Here is a 17,254-nt window from a genome sequence, read left to right on the forward strand (position 1 = left end):
TCAGGACGCCCCCTTCATCGCGAAGGAGACGCCCTTTGTCGTGTGTGTTTTTTCTGAGAGTAGAATTTCTTTCTTTAATAGAGAACTTATTTCTTTCGGGTCACTGTATAAAGTACATTTCCCTTTTTATCTATCATACGCAGGTTAAGCTCTTTCTTGTCGATAGAGCAAACGGAGAAACCCGGTTCGGGGCTACAGAATTTTGTACCTTCGATGGGTTCTACCTTGCGTGCGAGGGAGGCGGCGGAGTTGACCACATAGTCAATATCACTTCCCGGCACACGGATATGCTGGAAGTTGTGGATATGACCGCAGATGTACATATCTACTTTGTGCTTGCGCAGGATGCTGTCTACGCGTTTCTGCATATCAAGCCGCTCGCTTTCCTCTTTTGGGGTATAGGCATAGATGGGGTGATGGCCGGCTACGATGATCCAGTCTTCCTTGGCACTTGCCAGCACTGATTCCAGCCATGACAGCTGTTTGCTGATGTCTTGCTTGCAGGCATCCGGATATTTATCGCTTTCATTGCGGTATTTATCAATCAGCGGAGTGGTGTCTATCCAGACGATGCGGATAGTAACTCCTTTTTCTTCGAATACCTTGGTGTAATAACGGTCGGGCATCGACCAGCGGCGGCTGATGTTCGTGTAGTCCAATACTGCCTGAGTGCTTCCGCGGTATTCGTGGTTGCCTAAAATGGAGAACCAGTCGATCATCAGTTCGGGGTGGGAGTAGATAAGCTCGTAGTTGGTCATCCACAAAGGGTCGTTCACGCTGCGCACTCCGTCGAAGTGATGAACGTCTCCGGTGGCTAATACAAATTCGGGGCCTATCTCTTCGCCCATTGTGCCCATCAGTTCGGCGATTGGCTTTTGGTCATAGTAGCCGTTGCGGCCTAAATCATTGGCTACATAGAAGTTAAACTTCTTGTCAAAGATGGAATAATCCGTTAGCTGTGCTTGGGCGAATGTAAAGACGGAAAGGAAAAGAAGAATGAATAAGCTTTTTATCTTCATATTATATTGATTATTAGTTGTTTATAATTGTCGTTATTGAAAGACTGAAATTCTCTGTTTTTTTGGTTTTAAAGGAAGGAGGCGTTGGTTTAAAACCAAGACCCCGTTCCTTTAAAACCAACGGGGTATTCCATTCTTAGGAACGGGTGTTTTCTCTTTGTGCACTGTCAGAAGTTAACTTTTACGCCGGCATTAATCTTTACACCGTAGTACTCCGCCTGCATGGTGCGGTCTTTGGTTCCCTGATAGTAACGGAGAGGCTGGTTCAGCAGGTTGGTGGCATCTGCATAGAACGTGGTCTTTATCTTCTTGCCGAAGGTGTAGCTGGCGTTCAGGTCCATGTAGCTCACTGCGTCATAGTAACGGTCGAGGGCTGCCACTTCTCCCATTTCGTCGATGAAGCTCGAAGCGTAGTTGTAGGAGAAGCGTACGTTGAAACCTTTCTTTTCGAAGTAAAGGGAAGCATTGGCTGTATGTTCGGGTGATCCTGGCAGGGACAGGTCTTTCTCGTTCTCACGACCTTCGAAGTTGAAGTTGTTCACTTGGGTGTGAGTGTAGGTGTACGTACCATAGAAACCGATACATTTCAGTGCGGGAGCAATGAAGCCGAAGTCGCGTTGATAGGCCAGTTCTACGCCCAGCAGGTCGGCGTCGCCGGCGTTTTTGGGTTGGGTGAACTTCTTGTATTCGTTGTTCTGATAGGTGTAGTCACCGATGACCTGATCGACGATAAAGTCATTGATCTTCTTGTAGAAGATACCTGCGCTGATCAGACCGACACTTTTGAAGTAGTAGTCTGCGCTGAGGTCGAAGTTGTAGGAGATGGTCGGGGTCAGGTCGGAGTTACCCATCACCAGTTCGTTGTCGCTGCGGTTGATGTTGACACAGGGGATCAATGCGGAGTATTTCGGACGACTCAGTGTCTCGGTGAACGAAGCGCGGAGCTTTAAGTCGTCGTTCACATCGTATTTGAACAAGAGGCTGGGGAGCCAGTTGACATAGCTGTTCTTATGGTTTCCGGTAGGTTCGAGGGTTTCTGTCTCGTCTTTGTCGTCGGCTACGTTCCAGTTCCAGCCGTTGTATTTGATGTTGGTGGCTTCCATGCGTAAGCCTGCCATCATTTTTATCTTCTTTCCCAAGTTTTGGTCGAAGCGGAAGAAGGCGGAAGTTACGTTCTCACGGGCGTGGTAGTTGCCGGAGGATTCTTCGAGTACCTGCTCGCCTTCCATACTGCTGAGGTCGAGTGAACCCAGGTATTCTTTGGATACGAAATCGGTCGGCTTATATTGATTTCCCGGCATATATCCGTCACGAATCTGACTGGTGAGGTTGTTCATGTAATCCTTGTCGAAGGTGTCTTTGTACGCATCTGCGTAATCATAGCAGAGGGTGTTGCGGTCTTTGGTCTTGGAGGCGTATTTTGCTCCGAACCGCAGGCTGTTGCCATAGATGCCGTTTGTCAGCGGAAGTTCGAAGTCGACTTTGAACTTAAGGTCTTTTTCGTAGATCTCCTGATTGCTTTCGGTTAGTTCCTTCACTTTCCATTTGCCCCTTTCGCCGTCCGCTTCTCCGTTGTGCAAGTTGACGTCCGTAGTCACGTAAGGGAAACGGTCGCCGGCATCTACGACGGTAAAGCCGAGGAAGTCCTGTTTCAGGCTGAAGTATCTTTCGTTCGGACGGTCTTCGCTGGCACGGGCGTAGGAAGCTCCCCAGTTGACGGACAGCTTTCCGAACTGATGTTCACCGCTCAGACTGAGGTCCATTGTCTGTTGTAATTCCAGACGGGCATTTCTGTTGTCGGGTGTTCCTCCTTTTGTCTCGATCTGGGCGGATTGCTGCATATCTCCTTCGTCGTCTAGTCCTGTCTTATCCAAATCCTTATAGGTGACGCGGTAGCGGTTTTCCCAGTCGTGGCGACGGTTGTAGATACCTTGCAGCGTCAGCCGGTGGTTCGGGTTGATGTCGTAGTCGAAAGCCAGTGAGTAGCTTTGGCGTTCGCGGGTTACGTAGTACTGGCGTTTCTGTGCTTCCACCATGACTACTTCGCCTTTTTTGTTGACGTCATATTCAAACTCCACATCGTCCGATCCTGACGGAGCGTTCTGATAAGAGATGGCGGCCATCATTCCCAGTTTGTCATTGAAGAAACGGTCGCCGTAGGTAAATCCTAAGTTCAACTGTGCTTTCTGGCTGATCCAGTTGTAGCCGGTTCCTGCTGTGGCGCTGAACATCCGTTTGTAAGGAGTGCTTTTTGTCACCAGATTGATGGAGCCGCCGATGGCATCTCCGTCCATATCCGAGGTAACGACTTTGTTCACTTCGATTGTCTGCACCATGTCGGCGGGGATGAGGTCGAGCTGGACATTACGGGTATCGCCTTCGGCAGAAGGGAGGCGGTTGCCGTTGATGGTCACGGAACTGAGGTCGGCGGAGGTACCGCGGACTTGTCCGAAGCGGGCTTCTCCCTGATCGTATTGTACATTAATACCGTTGATACGTTTGAGAGCGTCGCCGATATTGGAATCGGGGAACTTTCCGACCTGATCGGCTGAAACGACATTGGTGATTCCGAGGTTGTTCTTTTGTGAGTTGATGGCACGGCGTTGTCCCTGAAAGGCGCCGCCTACCACTACTTCCTGCAGTTCGAGTCCTTCATTGAGTACTACGTCCTTTTCGAGTGTCTTTCCTGCCGGAATGGTGATTTTCATTTCGACTGGAGAGTAGCCTACGTAGCTGACTTTCACGGTGTATGTGCCCGGTGTGAGATTGGCGAATGTATAATAACCGTTGACGTCGCTTGTCACTCCGGTATGTAGTTTTTCGATGTAGATGGAGGCTCCCGGAAGAATTTGCTTGGAAGTGTCTACTATGCGTCCGCGGATCGTACCCTGTCGGGCTACGTTTACTTTTTCCTCTGCAAAAGTATTTCCGCTTGTACTCATGATTAAAAGAGTCAAAGAGACTAATCTGAGAAATCGTTTCATAAATGTTAGCGTGCGTTAATTATTTGCTGCAAAAGTAGAGGTTTGACGTTTCTTGCTTTTTACAGTTGATTGAAGAACGCGTAACAAATATGCTACGATTGTGTTACGCAAGAAGGGCGCCCGCCTGCGGACACCCTTCGATACCTAACCCGATAAAAAGTTATCTTGAATGTATCTGAGATACGATCAATTCATTGGAATGTCGATACGTTCGCCCGTAACGGAAACGGCGCTTAACCGGAAACCATCTTTCCAGCGAACCGGAATGGTGAATGTATCTACAGACGACGGGGCATTTTCGCCGCTGCAGATGAGGATGAATTTGCCGGTTTCATCTTTCACTTCGTACGTCACTACATTGGTCCAGTTCTTGATCGTGATGGTCTCACCGTTGTAAGTCACCGCATTATCACCGGAACCTACCGTAAATGTCTTGGGAGCATGAGTGGCATTCTCTCCTTTGATGATGGCGGGTTTCGTTTTATACAGTTCGTACGTATTATCCGAGATGTATTCTAGAGCGACATCCGGACGGGTGCCTCCCAGTGCGTTCACTTTCTGTTTGAGAGCGTCTATCATGTCTTGTGTCACGGTCAGCTGCTTTTTCCCGTAGTCGTCCAGTTCTTTGTCTACCGGAGTCAGGAATCCCCATTTAGTGAAGAAGTCGAGTAAGTTCATACCGGAAATCTTGGAGCAGGCATATACAAAGTCAAGCTGAATCTCTCCGTGAGTCATTCCGGTGTAGTCTTTATTGCGGGCGTATTCATATACCTCCGGATAAAAACCTCCTTTGTCTGCCTGTTGCAACGGAGTCCTGCCCAGCACTTTTCCGAAATAGAGTTCCAGTTGCCAGAAGGGAACAAGTTTACAGAATACATCATTGGCATTATTCTTTCCCAGATTTTGGAAGTCAGCATGCGGGCTTCCGGTGGCAATAATCCCACTCCATGCTTTGGAGTATCTGTTTCGGTAGGCGATTCCCATGTCTTCGACCTGTATGCGGGAAGGCTGACCGAAAATGGTGGTCTGTATGTATTCGGACATGATGTTGTTTGTCACTTCCGTGTTGCCGCCCCATAATACTCCCGGACGAGTCTGATTGCAATGTCCTATCTCGTGTGCCGGTCCCCAGCATGCGCTTGTTTTCAGCTTTTCCGGACTACAGATTTCATTCATTGTTGTTCGGTTGTAGGCTGTGTGATAAGCCGTAGCGTACATATAGGACTTATACATGACATTCAGATACATCCGGTTTCTGAACATCTTGTCATATTTCTCCAATCCCAGCAACTGCTGCTCGCTGTACACGATCTTGTCATAAAGGCCTATCAGTTCATCTCCCTTGGAACCTGTGTACGTCCGGAGGTCACTCGTCTCGAAAGTGAGGTGGGCATATTTCCCCAGTACGTCAAAATACCGGTTGGTTGCTTTGTTGAGCAGTTCCGACCAGCGTCCGTTATGCTCCGGATTTTGCGAGTCGAAGTAGCCGTTCACTTTTCCCGATGCAAAATGGATTTTGATTGGGGCCGCTGACGGATCGTCCAGCGTTTTTGTGACATACATCACATACACCAGTCCTTGTTCGCTGATAGTAAGTTTGTTGATTCCCTGATTCAGTAAGTAGGTCACTCCGCCAAAACCGTCATTCTCCGGTGCATCCAGATTCTGTACCCGCAGTCCGATGTCATATCCGTGTGTGTCTCCCACCAGCACAATCAGGTTTTCACCTGCCTTGACAGATATTCCGGTCGGATTGTCCAACTGGCTGTAAGGGTTGGTTTTGTGGGTTTCCGACTGGATATCTGGATTGGGGTATGCCTTGAACTCGCTGATACGGAATTCAGCAGGATACTTGCCTTTGATCATATAGTAGGCTATATTCTTAAAGAACGGGTATTCGCACTTCGCTATGTCATCTTCCGTAATACCGGTCTTCAGTTCACTGCAACTTGCATCGGTGAAGAGAGTTGAATATTCAAAGTTCATAGGATTCTTTGCGTAGAATTCCATTTCGGCACATGAAGCAAATCCTTGTCCGTCGCCGGAACCGCTCTTTACGATGAAACGGAAAGACTTCGCCTGTATCGTTTGGTCAAATGTTACTTTGCCTGCCGTAGCCGAACCTTGAAAATCCTTATCAATAAGTTTTGTGAATGTGTGACCGTCTGCTGAATATTGTATTTCTGTATCTTTAAATCTACCATTATTTCCGTTGTTGCGCGGATGATATATCAAATAATCGACATCTGTGACTGTTTCAAAATTATAGGTTAATGTGATGGGGAAATAGTTGCTTGCACCATTACTCCAACTGGAATGATAAAGTGTCGAATAATCTCCGTCAAAAGATTTTTCGATGTTGCTGCCGGGTTGAAAAGAAGAAGCCGTTCCGCTTACTATTTTGATCTTGATGTCGCCTTTTACGTCTTCTCCGTTGCCTTCGGCAAATTCGTTGAGACCTTTCTGGGTAACAAATACGAATGCGCTTACAGGTTCTGCCTGTTCCGTATCAGGATCGATAGCCGGTAATACTTCTGTTATTTCAATGTTGCCATGACGCTGACTGTCAAGTCCGGTTGCTTTCACCATATATCTATGGGGGGTGGTGACTGTGGCCGGTGCACGGCTGGCAGGTTTTTCGGTAATCCATTCCGGCAAAGTGATGGCTACTTCTACATTTGTCGTCACGTCAAACTGGATTTCTCCACCGATCACACCTACCTCAAAGCTGGGCTGGTCAACCAGAATGGCTGCTTCGTATCCCAACTGGCGTACTGTGATTGTCTTTGTCTGGTCGGCAGCTATCACGGTAACGGTTGCTTTGCGCACGTACCGTTCGTCACTTTCGTCTACAGATATTTTCAGTGCCATCCCGTCTGCAGACGGGTGGCACCAATTTTTATCTGATTTGACTGTCCAGGTATCCACATTGGTAGTGACAGCTATATTCTGGCTACCGGACTCACTATTGAAATCAACTGTCTCTTTTCCAACGGTTAAATTGGGGGTTGAAGAGCCGTCATCGTCAGAGCATGCCGTAGACAGGCATGGCAGCAACGATAATAGAAAGAAAAGCAGTATATATTTCTTCATTCTTTTTTTATTCGAGTACGACCATTGAACATTGATAGATTTCTAGTTCTCCTAAAGCAAAATAAGGGGTTCCCTTCGTGGTCTCTGTCACTTCGAACCAAAGATAGCGGGAAGGTTTTGACAGCGGAATTATCTCCGAGTTATACACTTCGCTCACTCCGTTAGGAAGCCCTGTTAAGGTAGTTTCCTTGTGGGTGCCTGCCTGTGAGATATCCACTGTATTGCCATCAATTTTCTCGACGCCATCAAACCATTCTGCTGGATTATAACTATCACTTGTATATAAGTTGATCGTTTTCCATGAACTATCGTTCGCACGGTTGGTATTAGTCGAACGGAATTTAATAGCGCTGACTTCTTCGCCTAAATCTACTACCAGATAATGTGGCATTTCCACTAGTGAGCTCCACCACGAGTGGAAGAAGGTTGCTATATTTCCGTCTACCAGGTCTTTTATCGGACGGGTAGGAAATGGAGCATTCGTCCATATTTTCTTATAGTCCAGATCTATCTTTACGGGAGTGCCGAAAGTAGGGTTGGCTTTTTCTGCCTGAGCCGTTATTTGGTGGCTGGGCCCTGCCGTATTGCCACGATTGAAGGCTTGTACAGTAAAGTCTATTTCACCGTACTTTTGGAGCAGATTGTCTATTACCAATTCGCTGGCGTATTGGCTGACTTGTTTTCTGTATGACTTTCCTGTGGCTCCGATTGTATATTCTATCTGTACATAATATAAGTTTTCATCGGCAGGGTTGGTCCAGCTCAGGGTAATCTGTCCCGGAGCGGGAGTCGCTTTTAGATTTTCGATGTCGCTGGGTACCGGATAGGAATCTTTGTCATCGCTGCAAGACCAGAGCATGGCTAATCCTCCGATAAGACATATCGTTATAAGTATCTTTTTCATGATCAGATTATTTTTAATAATTGTTATTCATCATTGATTAGTAGCCCGGATTCTGCACCATGTTCGGGTTCTTGCTTACTTCACCTGCCGGAATAGGCATCAGATACTGACGGGGTGCATCGAATGTACGCTTGTCCTGTATCTCCACAATCTTGGCGAAGTCTTCCATTGTCTCGGCAAGGATGTTCAGACCACGTGCCTTGACATTGAAATAAGTTTCTCCCATTTTCCAGCGGCGGATGTCCCAGAAATTATGATTCTCCTGATAAAGCTCGATCATACGTTCCTGTCTGACGATTTTCATCACTCTGCCGTCGGGACCGCATTGGCCGTCATAGCTTGTCAAAGGAACTTTGGCATTTGCCCAGCTTTCCAGTACCGGTTTTAGTCCGGCGCGTTCGCGTACTTTGTCCAGATAAGCCATTCCTTTTTTGGGATAGCCTTCTTTACCGTATCCTACGCAGGCTTCGGCATAGTTCAGGTAGAGTTCGGCGAGACGTATCACAGGCCATGGATATTCTACCGTTGGTCCGGGGGTACCAACGGTAGCTTGTATCCCTGGGTGTACACCTTTTTTGTTCAGGTATCCTGTTTTGGAGTAGTTCTGAGAGCGTGCCGCAGTGACTATCTTTCCGTCATCAGCTCTGACACCGCAGTTTTCTGTTGCCAGAAATCCGGTCAACCACTTGTCTCCTTCAGAACGCTCAGCACCCCAGAATTTGTGATAAGCATATCTTTTATCGTCTGTACGACATTCATAATAACCGTTCTCAAATGCAACCCACGCATAGAATCGGGGTTCGCGGTTCATGTTCATGTATAATGTTCTTTTCCCCGGTTCGGCATAGGTAGTTCCTTCAGGGATGGTCACGATATCCAGTTTATTGTTTGTATTGAATTCGGGATCTTCGTCAATCGGCAATCCATTGACTGTGTAGAAGCGGTCGAGCATGGTAATAGTGGGGGCTATACCATTCCACGAGCCACGGGGGAAGAAAGGTATGGATTTACGTTGGATACTATAAGCACCAGCTTTGCGGGTTTCGGGGAAGATGACTTCTTTGTAGTTTTCGCTATCCATGAAAGTCATACGAAGTGTGCGTTCTGTCAGGTTGGCCGGTTCCGGATAAGCACTACTTGCAGTATTGGCGATATAGAGTTCGTGACCGGCCGCTAATGCTGCCTGAATAGCATCCCATGTTGCATCTGCTGCACGTTTGTATTTTTCTTCCGAATAAGTGGTCGACATGAGCTGTTCGCCGTCCGGGTTCTTAAAGTCTGTGTAATCAGGGTTCCCATTGAATAATGGTGAAGCGGCATAAAGCAACATACGTGCTTTTAAGCTTTTGGCAATGACGCTCGTGGCACGCCCATAATCCGAACTATTGCGTGTGGCAGGAAGTCTGGTGGCTGCATCGTCAAGTAAGTCGGCAACCCAGTCGATACATTCATCGTACGGACGACGTCCAAGCATATTCTCTGCGGGAGTGTCGAGTGCCGGAAGTTCTTTTACCAAAATGGTCGGCCCGTAACATTTGATCAGAAGGAGGTGGAAATAGGCGATCAGGAAGTCGGCTTCTGCCGTGTAAAGATCGACTTCCTCCTGGCTGATCTTAGGAACGGAGTGGATATTTTCTTTCAACAAATAGCATTGACGTATTCCCTGAAACAGTGTATTCCAATAACTGATAATTGTATTGCTTGAGTCATAAGAACCTTCAGCGAATTTTACGTAACTTTCGGCAAACGGGCTGATCGTTTCGTCACCGGTAAAGTCCATACATGACTGAACCATGTTTGACTGAGGCAGATATCCGTAGCAGGAATATAAATATCGCAGTGCAGCGCGGGGATTGGCAAAGGCATCCTTTTCCGTGGCTGCTTCGTCGGGAACGATATCCAGATAGTTACAGGAAGTATTCAGCCCTGTAATCAATAAGAGGATAAATAGATATAGTGTATTCTTTTTCATATCTTTAAGGTATTATTTGTTGTTAATAGTCATTTGGAATCCAATGTTGAATACGCGCTGGGTCGGATATGAAAGACCACTGCCACCACCCTGTTCAGGATCCCACAGATCGAACGGAGCAAAGGTCATCAGATTAGAACCGCTGATGTATAAACGCATATTCTTATAGGTATATCCGATCTCAGCATTCTTTAATTTCAGGAAGGCACCGTTACGCTCCCAATAGCTGGACAACTTGTTGTTATTGTTATTGGTTTTGCGTGACAAGCGCGGGTAAGTCGCATTGGTGTTTTGATTGTCGGGACTCCAGCGTTCGTCTGCCACCCATGAAAGTACGTTGCGTAGCATACTGTCACCGAAGGGATGGAAATCTTTTACCATGAAGGAGGTTTTGGCTACTCCCTGAAAGAAGAAGGAGAAATCCAGATTCTTCCATTTAATAGAGGGACCGAAGCCATATACAATCTCCGGTACGCCGGGATGTTTTGCCCATACCCAGTCGTCTGTATCTGTCAGGTTATCATCATATCCGTACCAGTCTCTTGAAATATTGATATATTTGATATCTCCTGGAATCACTGCCGCTCCCAATTGTTGTTGGTGGTTGGCAATATCTGCTGCATCAATGAAGAGTCCGTCGGCAATATAAATGGCATTCTTATTGGCACTGACTCCGATTTTTGACTGCCATGGGTATTTCGGTGATTCATCATATTTGGTGATTTCATTATGTGCATACGTGAAAGTTCCTTTGAAACTGACGAACCAGTTTTTGTTGAACTGCTTGTTATAGCTGGCTGCTAATTCAAATCCCTGATTGCGCATAGCTGCCAGGTTGCCGTATACTTTAGTGGTAGCCGTACCCATATATGTCGGAGTGGTACCTTTCTCCTGGAAGATGTCGCGACGATTTTCGCGAAAGATATCAAAAGTAAGGTCTAAAGAGTGGAACAATTGTAAATCGACTCCAAAATTAATCTTTTCTCCTACCTCCCATGTAATATCTTCATTGGCATAGCGTTGATAAACGGGACCATTGTAGGTTACATTCTGATTGACACCTGTTGTAAATCCTTTGCCGCCCAGGTCAATTTGAGACATGTAGATAAAACGGCTGCCATTAATCTGGTCGTTACCTACCAGACCCCACGAACCGCGTAGCTTCAATTTAGAAACAACGTTTTTCAAAGGTTTGAAGAAAGATTCTTCACTGATGTTATAACCTGCGGCAATGGAGGGGAACAGACCGAAACGGTGTCCTTTGGCAAAGTTCTCCGATCCATTGTATCCTACGTTCACTTCAGCCATATACTTTCCGGCATAAGCGTAGGAGGCGCGTGCTGCAAGACCTTGTTTGCGTTGAGGCAATGAACCGATAAAGTTCCCATCGCCCGGTGTGTTGTTTACAAGTTCGTCCTGGCTATAGATTAGCATCGCATTGACGTCATGTTCACCGAATGTACGGCTGTAATTGACCATTCCTTCCAAATAGAAACGGCGGTCACCGGAATTTGTATTCTTTGCGGTCAGGTTTGTCGTATATTCGTCTCCAATACGGCTTGTTGTGTAGGTGTAGCCACCATTGCCATCGTCTTCGTATCCGGTCAGTGCGAATTTGTTCCACTTCCCTTCACGTTTGTTCTCGGAACTCGACCAGTTCTTGAATGAAGCCAGTGCTTTGAAACTCAGACCTTCGGTGATGAAATCCAACTTCTGGTTAAATTCCAGTGCTGCAATGACTGTGCTTTGGAATCCTTTGTTGTAGCCTGTAGCAGCCTGAGCTACCGGGTTGGTCTGATAGTCGGCGTTGACACGTTCTGTAGCTCCCCATTTAATATAAGGTGTTTCACCGTCATCCGGAAAATATACCGGGAATTCAACAGGTGATGTATTCATGGCATTGGTAAAGATGGCTCCTACTCCCTGGTTAGGAGTAGTCATGTCACGCAACTGTACGTTCAGGCGCAAGGACAACTTAGAAGAATTGCTCAATTTGGCGTTGATGTTATTCTGGAAGTTATAGCGCATGATTTCAATATTGTTATTATAGGAGAAGAAATCCTTTGAACGATTCTTCAACATACCGGATTCGTGGTTGACAGAGATGCTGGAGAAGTAGTCTACACGTTTACCACCGCCACGGATGTTAAAGTTGAACTTTTCGCTATAAGAAGCGTCTTTGAACAATTCGTCATACCAATTTACGTTCGGATAGATATAAGGATTCAATCCGGCACGTGTTCCGTCAATTCTATCTTGGCTGTAAAGCACGTCACCGCTATTGTCATTGTTTACGGCCTCGTTGAAAAGTTCCATGTAAGTGGCACCGTCTACGAATTTAGGGGTACTGGTCGGTTGAGACATTTGTGCTTCCATACGGAAGTTGATAATCGGCTTATCCAGATTCATACCCGATTTGGTGGTTACAATCATCACACCGTTGGCACCACGGGTACCGTACATCGCTGTTGCGGTAGCATCTTTCAGGATAGAGAAACTATCGATAATCTCGGGATCAAGATTATTCAGGTCACTTGAACTTACCTGCACACCATCCAGAATGATTAGTGGATCGGTGACTCCGTTCATGGTCGAAACACCGCGAATCCAAAAGTTGGCGCCATCAGCTCCCGGCTGACCACTTTTCTGGACGGCAATAACACCAGCCAGACGTCCGGCAAATGCAGTAGACAGATTGGTAGAAGGTACCTTTAATTCAGTTGGTTTAATAGATTCAACAGAGCCTACCATACTGGCTTTCTTTTGTCCTGTACCATAAGCTGTGATGACTACTTCTTCCAATTGCTTGGCATCTTCATTCAAATCGATGGATAACACTTTGCGTGAACCGATCTTGATTTCTTTGGGTGTGTATCCTACATAAGAAATGAGAATAACATCCGAAGGAGCAGCCATGATCGTGAACTTTCCGTCAATGTTGGTGATTACTCCTGTAGCAGCCCCTTTGATTTGTACGGAAGCACCGATAATGGATTCACCTGTATTGGCGTCGACTACCACACCTACGATTTCCGACTTTTTCGGTCCCTGACTTTTTTGCTGAACTGCCTCTGCTTTCGCGCTTTTCAAGATAATCTCATTATTCTTGATGACATAGTCGATTCCGCTGTTACTGAATACTTTTCTTAAAATCTCGTTAATGTCTCCTTCGCAATCGTAGTCCTTTTTCTCGTCATTGGCGACAACGCCGGACTTGAAGAAGAATGTGTACTGGCTGTTTTCTTCAATCAGCTGAATAGCCTGTTGCATGGTGATAGACTGACCCTTGAGAATGATTCTCTTTCCTTGTGCGCCATGAGCGTAGAGAGCCATTGGAAGGAAGCAAATCAATAGAACGGCATATCTGAGTATGCTGTTACTAAAATGCATGTTTTTCATGTTTCTAAAAGGTTAATAGTGAATATATTGATAAATTGATTCTTATGTATTAATATAATATGATGTTGTTATTTTCTTGTTTTTCTTTCAAGTCAAGGCCGATGCATATCTTTTCGATGATATTGGTAAGCGGCTCGTCTTTACGTATGGTTCCGTTGAACTTCAGCTTTTTGAGCTTTTCTTCTTTAATTATGATGTTTACATGATAGGAACGGTTGATAAAATCGATAAATTCCTGCAATGGCTTGTTGGTAAAGCGATATTTGCTTGAGCGCCAGTCATACTCGTTGATATCAATATTCGTGCGTACAATTGATTTAGCCTGGGTATTGTATACGATTCGTTCAGACGGTTTCATTGGCAGTTCTTGCTGTCCTTCCTCTGCCTGGAATTTAATGGAGCCGGTGAACAGGGTAATTTCTGATTCCATGTGTCCGGCTTTGATGTTGAATTCCGTTCCGGTTACTTCGATATGAGATTCCCGGAAATAAACCCTGAAAGGTGCTCCCTGAGCTTTTTTCACTTTAAGAAAGCTTCTCCTTTTTCCAGGAAGATTTCTCTGTTGTTCAGGAATGACTTGTGATAGCGAATTTGAGAAGCTGCGTTGAGCCATACTTCCGAGCTGTCCGGCAGCATAACTGCCAGCTTATCATTCATTGGAGCGCTGATGTTAATGTCGGATGATGAAATATTGTTAGCAATCCAAAAGCCGATAATGAAGAGGGCAACAGTGGCAGCGATGGAATGTCCGATACGATAGTATTTTTTGTTTCTCTCTACAGGCTGTTTTTCGTTCCGGCAGCTGACCATAATCTTATTGAGTATAGTGTGCGGGGCAACATGATCTTGTATATGAGCTTTAGGAGCTTTATCCCATTGTTGAGACTGAAAGTTAATCATAGGCTTCTCATTGAGAAGCTGTTCCCTCTCGGAAGTTGTCAGTCTGTCGGCTAACATCTTTTTTATAATATTAATGAGTTCTATTGAATTCATGCTTCTGTTCATTAGTGATAATAATTGTTATTGACTTCGGTTACATACTAAATACTCCCCATATTACATTTACCCCTATCGGATATAAAAAAAAATGTGTTTTATTTTTGCATCTTTTAAATAATGTGTAGCTTTGTTGTCACTAATATTTGCACAAATATGAACGAAAGAGAAAGAGTGTTGGCTATTAAAGGCGGTGATCATCAGGCGTTTATTGATTTGTATAACGAGTATTGGAGTCAGGTTTATGACTTTAGCCGATTGTATATTACTACAATTGCTGATGCAGAGGAAATTGTTCAGGATGTGTTTGTGAAGCTATGGGAGTCAAGACATTTACTGAAGGAAGATGAAAATATCAAAGGTTTTCTCTTTATTGTTACCCGAAACATAGTATTTAATAGAAATAAGAAGAGAGTAAATGAGAATCTTTTCAAAACCTCTGTTCTGGTAGCCTATGGAAACGAAGGTTATTATAACTCCACTACTGTGGAGGAAGATTATTGTGCTTCCCAACTAAAAAATTTCATTGATCGGTTAATCAATTCACTTCCTGAGCAACAAAGAAAATGTTTCCTGTTGAGTCGTGAAGAAAATCTGAGTTACAAGGAGATAGCCGAGAGACTTGGTATCAGTCAGAAGACTGTAGAAATACATATGGGTAAGGCCTTGAAATTCTTGAAAGTAAATCCGGAAAAACCAGACGTGCCGCTTAACAAAAACGATGCGTTTCAAAAAGTACAAAAACGACGCGTACAAGAAAAACGGTGAGCGCGGTCCTATTCAGCATGATCAAAGCCCACCGTTTTTCTTTCACTTGAACCCTCTTTAAATGGCTTTAAAATATCATTTAAAAGCCATTGCAGATTCAAAATAATTTCCTATCTTTATGCAATTGTTAGGCTGCTATACCTGACACCTCATCCGGCTTCGTGTACAGCATCATGTCTGTATATTTAGCTTGATAGTTTACGCTTGCACTAAACTCCACTTTCCTGCATTCCTTGAATGGGCTGCCGACAAATGGGTTTCGGTCCATCCAGTCGCACAGTTCTAAAATGGAGGACTTGTTCGAGGTGAAGTACACGAACGAATGCCCTTTCAGAACGGTTAGTACATCCAGATAGTCAGCCAGACGCCAGAACATCTTGTAAGTACCCACCTCGGTGGAGAGGTACGGCGGATCAACCAGGAACACCACACCCGGAACATCTTTGTAACGTTTGAATACTTCCTTGTAGTCTTCGCTGGTTATAGTCAGTCCTTCCAGATAATCCTTTGCTTCGGGATAGTCTGTCTGCCGAATCCTATTGTAGATGGCTTCTTTCTTCATTCCTTCCAAACTGGTCACATATTTCATGGCGAACAACAAGGATGCGGAAACCGTGATATAATCCACGTAACCGTGCTCTTTTTCTTCCCTCTCAATACGAGCAAACATTTTATCGCGAACCTCCCCGGTTATACGTTTGTTTCTGGGTTCCCCTTCAGCTATCCGACGCAAATCGGATAACAGCACATTGGTGGCCGGGATATTTACAAGTCGGCAGCGGTAGTTGTCGAAGTCATTATACACAACGGTGGCATCAGGCCTGACACATTTGGTAATATGTGACAGCAGGCCCGAGCCGCCAAACAAGTCCACAAACACGGTGCTGTCCGGGAACTGTCCCAGCACCTTGATAAATTCCCTCGCAAACATGCGTTTCTGCCCCACGAAAGGAAGCGGGGCGGACAAATACATCTTTCTCATTTCATTCTGCTTTAAAACGGCCGCAAAGGTCCACAGAATAAACGAAAAACAGCGGGAAACATGAACTGTTCCCGCTGCAAGACATATACAGCAAACTACACGTTCAACCCGAAGCGGACCGTCTCGTCACCGGCGATCAGCGCACGGGTGCCCGGGATATTATTCTCGTAGATATGTACATTGCCCAGATAGAGAGTGATCGACTTCAAGGGAAGTTCTATCTGCCGCGCCATCAGGTACAGGTGGTAAATATCGGAAGGTAGCCCGAGGTTTGCGTCACTGCTGCGCTGGTAGGCGGACAGAACCAGTTCACCGCCATCTAACTGGAACTGTACCAGACTCAAACAGGGTGCCTGGTTGCTCTCGGCACCGGTTTCGCCCAGAAAAAGCACGTAGTTCTTGCTGTTGCGCCTCTCCCGGTTAATTTTCGCTATCAACGGAGGCAGCTTCTCGAAATAGGTCGGGTAACTGTTCACCAGGATGGAGCCGCAATAGTCCCACCAGTTGATGCCGGCCTCCCGGTACTTCTCCACGTTGCGCTCACCCTGCATAAATAACTGCAACTCGCTGCGGAGCTTCTTGCGGGCGATATTATGCCCCTCGAATATGTCAAGCAGGTCCGCCGGTGTCAGTGACAGCTGCTCGTTCAGAAGGTATTGTATATTTCCCTTCTTGTTGGTCTGTGTTTTTCCCGTGGCAAGAATCTTGTCCAGGATACGGTAATACTTGTTCATAGCCATTTCCTCCTTCTAAATTTGAAACACCCTAAAGATAAGGGGAAACGGCACTCCCTACGACATAAAACAACCCGTTCACACTGCAAGCGTCTTGCAGTCGCTCTGGAATCGTTTCGCCAAGGCATAAACCTTACGTTCGCTCACCGAATACTTTTCGGACAATACGGCCACAGCATACGAGACTTTTTCACCTTGATCGAGTAGGCGGGTATAGTCCGCGTACAGGTCGATATACCGGGCATCTTCCAGACGGATGCCGGCCGCCTGAAGCCTTTTCAACAGCTCCCGGTTAAAGTTTAATATCTCAATCACTTTCATACAACAAAAAAATTATATCTTTGCATCGCCAATCATTTTTTAGACAACAAAAAAAACGTCAAACCGTGACAGAGGGTATTTG

General features: G+C 45.7%; 12 protein-coding genes. 1 reads left to right on the forward strand and 11 read right to left on the reverse strand.

What is annotated here, in order from left to right; genetic code table 11:
• Positions 1 to 86: 86 nt before the first annotated feature.
• The 8 genes from HMPREF9007_RS11970 to HMPREF9007_RS27720 form a co-directional block, all read right to left on the reverse strand.
• Positions 87 to 1,019 carry a metallophosphoesterase gene (locus tag HMPREF9007_RS11970; protein WP_008761771.1) on the reverse strand — a complete coding sequence of 311 codons (933 nt, stop codon included), beginning with the start codon at positions 1,017 to 1,019 and terminating at the stop codon, positions 87 to 89.
• A 167-nt stretch (positions 1,020 to 1,186) separates the two neighbouring features.
• Positions 1,187 to 4,003 carry a TonB-dependent receptor gene (locus HMPREF9007_RS11965; RefSeq protein ID WP_032850411.1) on the reverse strand — a complete coding sequence of 939 codons (2,817 nt, stop codon included), beginning with the start codon at positions 4,001 to 4,003 and terminating at the stop codon, positions 1,187 to 1,189.
• Positions 4,004 to 4,189: 186 nt separating this feature from the next.
• Complete coding sequence (locus tag HMPREF9007_RS11960) at positions 4,190 to 7,096, reverse strand: M60 family metallopeptidase (protein WP_032850413.1); 2,907 nt, start codon at positions 7,094 to 7,096, stop codon at positions 4,190 to 4,192.
• A 7-nt stretch (positions 7,097 to 7,103) separates the two neighbouring features.
• On the reverse strand, positions 7,104 to 8,000 hold the full coding sequence (locus HMPREF9007_RS11955) for a DUF4959 domain-containing protein (RefSeq protein WP_008761774.1): 897 nt from the start codon (positions 7,998 to 8,000) through the stop codon (positions 7,104 to 7,106).
• A 37-nt stretch (positions 8,001 to 8,037) separates the two neighbouring features.
• Positions 8,038 to 9,972, reverse strand: a complete 1,935-nt coding sequence (locus tag HMPREF9007_RS11950; RefSeq protein ID WP_008761775.1) for a RagB/SusD family nutrient uptake outer membrane protein — start codon at positions 9,970 to 9,972, stop codon at positions 8,038 to 8,040.
• A gap of 12 nt (positions 9,973 to 9,984) precedes the next feature.
• Positions 9,985 to 13,362: a TonB-dependent receptor gene (locus HMPREF9007_RS11945; RefSeq protein WP_008761776.1), complete on the reverse strand. Its 3,378-nt coding sequence runs from the start codon at positions 13,360 to 13,362 to the stop codon at positions 9,985 to 9,987.
• A gap of 58 nt (positions 13,363 to 13,420) precedes the next feature.
• The gene (locus tag HMPREF9007_RS27715) at positions 13,421 to 13,894 is read right to left on the reverse strand and encodes a FecR family protein (protein ID WP_277754670.1); all 474 of its coding nucleotides are present in this window, start codon (positions 13,892 to 13,894) and stop codon (positions 13,421 to 13,423) included.
• On the reverse strand, positions 13,891 to 14,328 hold the full coding sequence (locus HMPREF9007_RS27720) for a FecR domain-containing protein (RefSeq protein ID WP_277754671.1): 438 nt from the start codon (positions 14,326 to 14,328) through the stop codon (positions 13,891 to 13,893). The genes HMPREF9007_RS27715 and HMPREF9007_RS27720 overlap by 4 nt, the downstream gene beginning before the upstream one ends.
• Before the next feature lie 195 nt (positions 14,329 to 14,523).
• Between HMPREF9007_RS27720 and HMPREF9007_RS11935 the strand changes: the two genes are divergently transcribed.
• Entirely contained in the window at positions 14,524 to 15,135 is a 612-nt protein-coding gene (locus HMPREF9007_RS11935) for an RNA polymerase sigma-70 factor (protein ID WP_008761777.1), read from the forward strand.
• Positions 15,136 to 15,262: 127 nt separating this feature from the next.
• On the opposite strand, the gene HMPREF9007_RS11930 is transcribed toward HMPREF9007_RS11935, so the two are convergent.
• The 3 genes from HMPREF9007_RS11930 to HMPREF9007_RS11920 form a co-directional block, all read right to left on the reverse strand.
• Positions 15,263 to 16,117: a DNA adenine methylase gene (locus HMPREF9007_RS11930; protein WP_004326018.1), complete on the reverse strand. Its 855-nt coding sequence runs from the start codon at positions 16,115 to 16,117 to the stop codon at positions 15,263 to 15,265.
• Between the two features lie 95 nt (positions 16,118 to 16,212).
• On the reverse strand, positions 16,213 to 16,857 hold the full coding sequence (locus HMPREF9007_RS11925) for a thymidylate synthase (protein ID WP_004326020.1): 645 nt from the start codon (positions 16,855 to 16,857) through the stop codon (positions 16,213 to 16,215).
• 72 nt (positions 16,858 to 16,929) lie between these two features.
• The gene (locus tag HMPREF9007_RS11920; RefSeq protein ID WP_008761778.1) at positions 16,930 to 17,172 is read right to left on the reverse strand and encodes a hypothetical protein; all 243 of its coding nucleotides are present in this window, start codon (positions 17,170 to 17,172) and stop codon (positions 16,930 to 16,932) included.
• Positions 17,173 to 17,254: the final 82 nt, after the last annotated feature.

This window comes from Bacteroides sp. 1_1_14 (genome assembly GCF_000162515.1).
Taxonomy (GTDB): domain Bacteria; phylum Bacteroidota; class Bacteroidia; order Bacteroidales; family Bacteroidaceae; genus Bacteroides; species Bacteroides thetaiotaomicron.

Bases quoted from the DNA above. Each gene is read 5' to 3' on its own strand.
- HMPREF9007_RS11970 (WP_008761771.1), bottom strand. From the start codon at position 1,019: ATGAAGATAAAAAGCTTATTCATTCTTCTTTTCCTTTCCGTCTTTACA.
- HMPREF9007_RS11965 (WP_032850411.1), bottom strand. From the start codon at position 4,003: ATGAAACGATTTCTCAGATTAGTCTCTTTGACTCTTTTAATCATGAGT.
- HMPREF9007_RS11960 (WP_032850413.1), bottom strand. From the start codon at position 7,096: ATGAAGAAATATATACTGCTTTTCTTTCTATTATCGTTGCTGCCATGC.
- HMPREF9007_RS11955 (WP_008761774.1), bottom strand. From the start codon at position 8,000: ATGAAAAAGATACTTATAACGATATGTCTTATCGGAGGATTAGCCATG.
- HMPREF9007_RS11950 (WP_008761775.1), bottom strand. From the start codon at position 9,972: ATGAAAAAGAATACACTATATCTATTTATCCTCTTATTGATTACAGGG.
- HMPREF9007_RS11945 (WP_008761776.1), bottom strand. From the start codon at position 13,362: ATGCATTTTAGTAACAGCATACTCAGATATGCCGTTCTATTGATTTGC.
- HMPREF9007_RS27720 (WP_277754671.1), bottom strand. From the start codon at position 14,328: ATGTTAGCCGACAGACTGACAACTTCCGAGAGGGAACAGCTTCTCAAT.
- HMPREF9007_RS11935 (WP_008761777.1), top strand. From the start codon at position 14,524: ATGAACGAAAGAGAAAGAGTGTTGGCTATTAAAGGCGGTGATCATCAG.
- HMPREF9007_RS11930 (WP_004326018.1), bottom strand. From the start codon at position 16,117: ATGAGAAAGATGTATTTGTCCGCCCCGCTTCCTTTCGTGGGGCAGAAA.
- HMPREF9007_RS11925 (WP_004326020.1), bottom strand. From the start codon at position 16,857: ATGGCTATGAACAAGTATTACCGTATCCTGGACAAGATTCTTGCCACG.
- HMPREF9007_RS11920 (WP_008761778.1), bottom strand. From the start codon at position 17,172: ATGAAAGTGATTGAGATATTAAACTTTAACCGGGAGCTGTTGAAAAGG.